This window comes from Micromonospora tarensis (assembly GCF_016803395.1).
Taxonomy (GTDB): Bacteria; Actinomycetota; Actinomycetes; order Mycobacteriales; family Micromonosporaceae; genus Micromonospora; species Micromonospora tarensis.
This window is the reverse complement of record NZ_JAEVHL010000381.1, coordinates 1-4,090: the sequence shown is the minus strand read 5'-3', so window position 1 is coordinate 4,090 and position 4,090 is coordinate 1. Positions and strand designations below refer to the sequence as shown.

The following is a 4,090-nucleotide window of genomic DNA, read 5'->3' as shown; positions in this document are numbered from 1 at the left end:
CGCCCCGCCCCCGTCTCCCCGTTGATCATGAAGTTATTGTCCCGACGCGCCGTCACGGCTGGCAATAACTTCATGATCAACGGGCCGGGCCGGGCCGGGCCGGGCCGGGCCGGGCGTGGGCCGGGCCGGGGCTGGGCCGGGCCGGGGTCGGGGGTTAGAGGTCTAGGAGGAGGGTTTGGGGGCCTATGTTCGTGCTTTCTACCAGCATGTGGGTGCGGAAGCGGCCGGTCTCGACCTTGGCGCCGCGTTCCCGTAGCGCGTCCACGACCGCTGTCACCAGTGGCTCGGCCACCTCGGCGGGGGCGGCGGCGGACCAGCTCGGGCGGCGGCCCTTGCGGGTGTCGCCGTAGAGGGTGAACTGGCTGACCACCAGGATCGGCGCGCCGGTGTCGGCGGCGGACCGTTCGTCGTCCAGGATGCGCAGCTCGTGCACCTTGCGGGCCATCGTCAGAGCGGTCGTCGCGGTGTCGGTGTGGGTCACCCCGAGCAGCACCAGCAGACCGTTCTCGATCGCGCCGACCACCTCGCCGTCCACCGTCACGCTGGCCCGCCCGACGGTCTGCACCACGGCCCGCATCAGCGAACCGCCGCCGGGCCCGCCGCGAGGCCGACCGTCCGGCCGACCGCAGTGCCGGCGACCGTAGCGCCGCCCACGTCACGCGGTCACCGCCTCGATGAAGCCCCGCTCGACCAGGTGCGCCACGATCGGGCCGGCGGCCTCGGCCATCTCGTCGGGCTCGACGTCGTGCGCGGCGGCGAGCAGGGCGATCTGGTCGCGCAGCGGCAACCGGCCGTCGGCACCACCGACCAGGGCCAGCACCAGCGGGTCGATCTCCTCGGTCCACCGCAGGCCGTGCGGCATCGCGAGGACCTGCCGGTCCACCGCCCAACCCTCGTCACCCATGGTGGCCTCCTGCCGCAGTTGCAGGCCCTCGGCGGCTCGGTAGCGCTCGGCGAGCAGCGCGTCATTGTCGCGTACCCGCAGGAAGTCCTGGCGGTCGAACCAGGCGGCGATCTGGTCACCCAGCGGCGGACGCACCCGTTGGCGCAGGTCCTCCACCCGGACCACCGGGTCGGCGTGCCCACCCCGGCGCAGCGACACGATGCCGAAGCCGATCCCCTCGACCTTGTGCGCGTCGAACCAGTCGAGCCAGGCGGCCATCCGCTGCGGGTCGGCGGTCTCACCGACGTCGGTGAGCCACAGGTCGACGTACGCCATCGGGTCGGCCACCTCGCGCTGGATCACCCAGGCGTCCAGGCCGGTGCCGGCGAACCAGCCGGCCACCCGCTCGTCCCACTCCTCGCCGGCGACGTGCACCCAGTTCGCCAGGTACTGCATGGTGCCGCCCTCGGTGAGCAGGTGGGGGGCGGCGGCGGCCAGTTCGGCGCCGATCGCGTCACCGACCCGGCCGGAGTCGCGGTAGACGTGGGTGGTGGTGCCCGGGCCGACCACGAACGGGGGGTTGCTCACCACCAGGTCGAACCGTCGACCGGCCACCGGCGCGACCAGGTCGCCGCGCAGCAACTCCCAGTCCTGGCCGTTCAGCGCGGCGGTGGTCGCGGCGAAGCGCAGCGCCCGCTCCGAGAGGTCGGTGGCGGTCACCGTGGCGGCGTGAGTGGCCAGGTGCAGGGCCTGGACGCCGGAGCCGGTGCCCAGGTCCAGCGCGGTGTCGACCGGTCGGCGCATGGTCGCGCCGAGCAGGGTCTGGGTGGCGCCGCCGATACCGAGGACGTGCTCGGCGTGCAACGGCCGGCCCGGCCGGGCGCTGGCCGGCACGTCGGCGAGCACCCACCAGTCGTCGCCGTACGGCTCCAGGTCGACGCCGGCGCGCAGTCCGTCGCCGTACCGCTCGACCAGCCCACCCGCCAGCGCCTCCTCGATACTCAGCGGTGCCAGTGCGGCGGCCACCGTGGCGTCCGACTCGGTCTGGTCGCAGATGAACACCCGGATCAGGGTGCCGAGGGGGTCGCGGTCCTCGGTGGCGCGCAGCGCGGCCCGGTAGTCGTTGCGAGCGACAGCGCCGGTGGCCTGCGCGCCGAGTCGCCCGGCGATGCCGTTGCTGGTGAACCCGGCCCGGCTCAGCGCGGTCCGGAGCCCGTCGACGCCGGCGGGGGAGAGCAGCATGTCGTGTTCGTCCACCCGGACATCCTGCCCCCTGTCGCGTCCCGGTTCGGTGCCACCCGCCGATAACGTCGGGGCGTCGGTGTCCGCCCAGGTCGGCGGGCCAGGCAGGATGGTCCGCATGACGCTTGTGCTGCCCATCGACCCGGAAGCCAACCGGCTGCTGGAGCGCAACCCGTTGGCCCTGCTCCTCGGCATGGTTCTCGACCAGCAGGTGCCGATGGAGAAGGCGTTCTCGTCGCCGTACGTGCTCAGCCAGCGGCTGGGCCATGAGCTGGACGCGGCGGAGCTGGCCGGGTACGACCCGGAGGCCCTGGTCGCGGTGTTCGCCCAGCCGCCCGCGCTGCACCGGTTTCCGAAGGCGATGGCGGCGCGGGTCCAGGAGGTCTGCCAGGTGCTGGTGGAGCGCTACGACGGCGACGCGGCACTGCTCTGGTCGGAGGTCGCCGACGGGCCGGAGCTGCTGCGCCGGGTCGCCGCGCTGCCCGGCTTCGGCAAGCAGAAGGCGCAGATCTTCGTGGCCCTGCTCGGCAAGCGGTTCGGGGTGACCCCGCAGGACTGGCGTCAGGCGGCCGGCGGATACGGCGACCCGGGCGCGTACCGGTCGGTGGCCGACGTCACCGACGCCGATTCGCTGCGCCAGGTGCGGGAGTACAAGCAGCAGATGAAGGCGGCGGCCAAGGCGAAGAACGCCGGCGGCTGACCCGGGAGCCGTTCAGGCGGCGGTGGGGTGCGCCAGCGACGCCAGCGCGCGCCGGACGTCGGCGAGCGAGACGGTCGCGGAGTCGTCCAGGTCGGCGAGGCCAGCCTCGATCCACTGGCGCATCAGGGTGGTGACCCCGATGCCCCGGGCGTCGGCGGCGGCCCGCACCCGCTCGTACGTCTCCAGCGGCAGCCGGACGGATCGGCTCACCATCGGCACGTCGGTGTCGGGGGTGGGCAGATCCGCCGCGGGGCTCTCATCGATCAGCTCGGCGATCCGGTCGTCGCCGCTGTGGAACTGCTTGGTCGCGTCGTTACGGTGCATCGTCACGGCCCCCCTCATCGGCGAGATCTCCGCACGGCCTCGTCGTAGCGCTTGGACTCGACGTCGCTCAGCTCACGGGCGGAGAGGATGTCCCAGTCGTTGTCGGTGCCATCGGCCTCGGCGAGCAGCACCGCCAGTCGGCGGCCCCGACGAGCGGCGGCGTAGACCACCATCACGTCGTCGCCCAGGTGGCGGATGACCCGTCGGGCGCTGTGCAGCGCCTCCCAGACTTCCCCGGGCGTGACGTCGTAGACCCTCAGGTTGGCCAACGCCTCGTCGGTGAAGCTGAACCTGCTGCCCACGTCGCGGAGCGTACCACGTGCGTAACACGCACCGGGATGAGTTGAAGTTCGCTGATCAAGGACCTGCGGTGACAGGATGAGGCGTAATCCCCTCGAGGAGGTCCGTGGTGAAGCGTCAGGCGTACCAGCCGATCCTGATCACCGATGCCTCGCGCAGCCAGGACGATCAGCTCACCAGCCGTCAGCGCCGCTATGTCGTGATGATGGGCATCCGGGTGCTGTGCATCATCGTTGGCGCGATCCTGGTCGGTGCGAACGCCCCACTGCTCTGGCTCTGGCTGCCGCTGTGCGGCCTCGGCATGGTGCTCATCCCCTGGTTGGCGGTGCTGCTCGCCAACGACCGGCCGCCGAAGGACGAGCACCGACTGGCCAACCGGTTCCACCCCCGCCAGCAGGACGACACCCCGCCGATGAGCCTCACCGCCGAGGAGCGCCCGCACAAGGTCATCGACGCCGAACCCTGACCCGCGAGCGGGCCAGGGTTCGACAGGTCACGGCGGTGGCGCCGCGCGGCGACTACGGTCGGGGCCGCGCCCCGACGGTGGAGACGGCCAGCGCCCCCCAGGTCGGTGGCGCGGCTGAGCGCGGCGGTCGGGGGTGGCTCCGCCGAGCCAGGCGGTGAGCAGGCCGGCCGCGAAG

Annotated in this window: 6 protein-coding genes; 2 read left to right on the top strand and 4 right to left on the bottom strand. The window is 72.8% G+C overall.

The genetic code is table 11. From position 1 onward, the window contains the following. Nucleotides 1-154 precede the first annotated feature (154 nt). Both dtd and JM949_RS34235 read right to left on the bottom strand, forming a co-directional pair. Complete coding sequence (gene dtd, locus JM949_RS34240) at nt 155-577, bottom strand: D-aminoacyl-tRNA deacylase (protein ID WP_203152155.1); 423 nt, start codon at nt 575-577, stop codon at nt 155-157. A gap of 78 nt (nt 578-655) precedes the next feature. Next, nucleotides 656-2,140, bottom strand: a complete 1,485-nt coding sequence (locus tag JM949_RS34235; protein ID WP_203152154.1) for a DUF7782 domain-containing protein — start codon at nt 2,138-2,140, stop codon at nt 656-658. 94 nt (nt 2,141-2,234) lie between these two features. On the opposite strand from JM949_RS34235, the gene JM949_RS34230 reads away from it, so the two are divergent. Next, nucleotides 2,235-2,825 carry an HhH-GPD-type base excision DNA repair protein gene (locus JM949_RS34230; RefSeq protein WP_203152157.1) on the top strand — a complete coding sequence of 197 codons (591 nt, stop codon included), beginning with the start codon at nt 2,235-2,237 and terminating at the stop codon, nt 2,823-2,825. 12 nt (nt 2,826-2,837) lie between these two features. Here the strand turns inward: JM949_RS34230 and JM949_RS34225 are convergent, their stop codons facing one another. Beyond that, nucleotides 2,838-3,149 (bottom strand): hypothetical protein, encoded by a 312-nt coding sequence (locus JM949_RS34225; RefSeq protein WP_203152156.1) that lies wholly within the window; start codon nt 3,147-3,149, stop codon nt 2,838-2,840. A gap of 14 nt (nt 3,150-3,163) precedes the next feature. Next, nucleotides 3,164-3,451: a hypothetical protein gene (locus JM949_RS34220; protein WP_074318059.1), complete on the bottom strand. Its 288-nt coding sequence runs from the start codon at nt 3,449-3,451 to the stop codon at nt 3,164-3,166. 107 nt (nt 3,452-3,558) lie between these two features. On the opposite strand from JM949_RS34220, the gene JM949_RS34215 reads away from it, so the two are divergent. Further along, nucleotides 3,559-3,915 (top strand): DUF3099 domain-containing protein, encoded by a 357-nt coding sequence (locus JM949_RS34215; RefSeq protein ID WP_203152153.1) that lies wholly within the window; start codon nt 3,559-3,561, stop codon nt 3,913-3,915. The last annotated feature ends 175 nt before the right edge of the window (nt 3,916-4,090 follow it).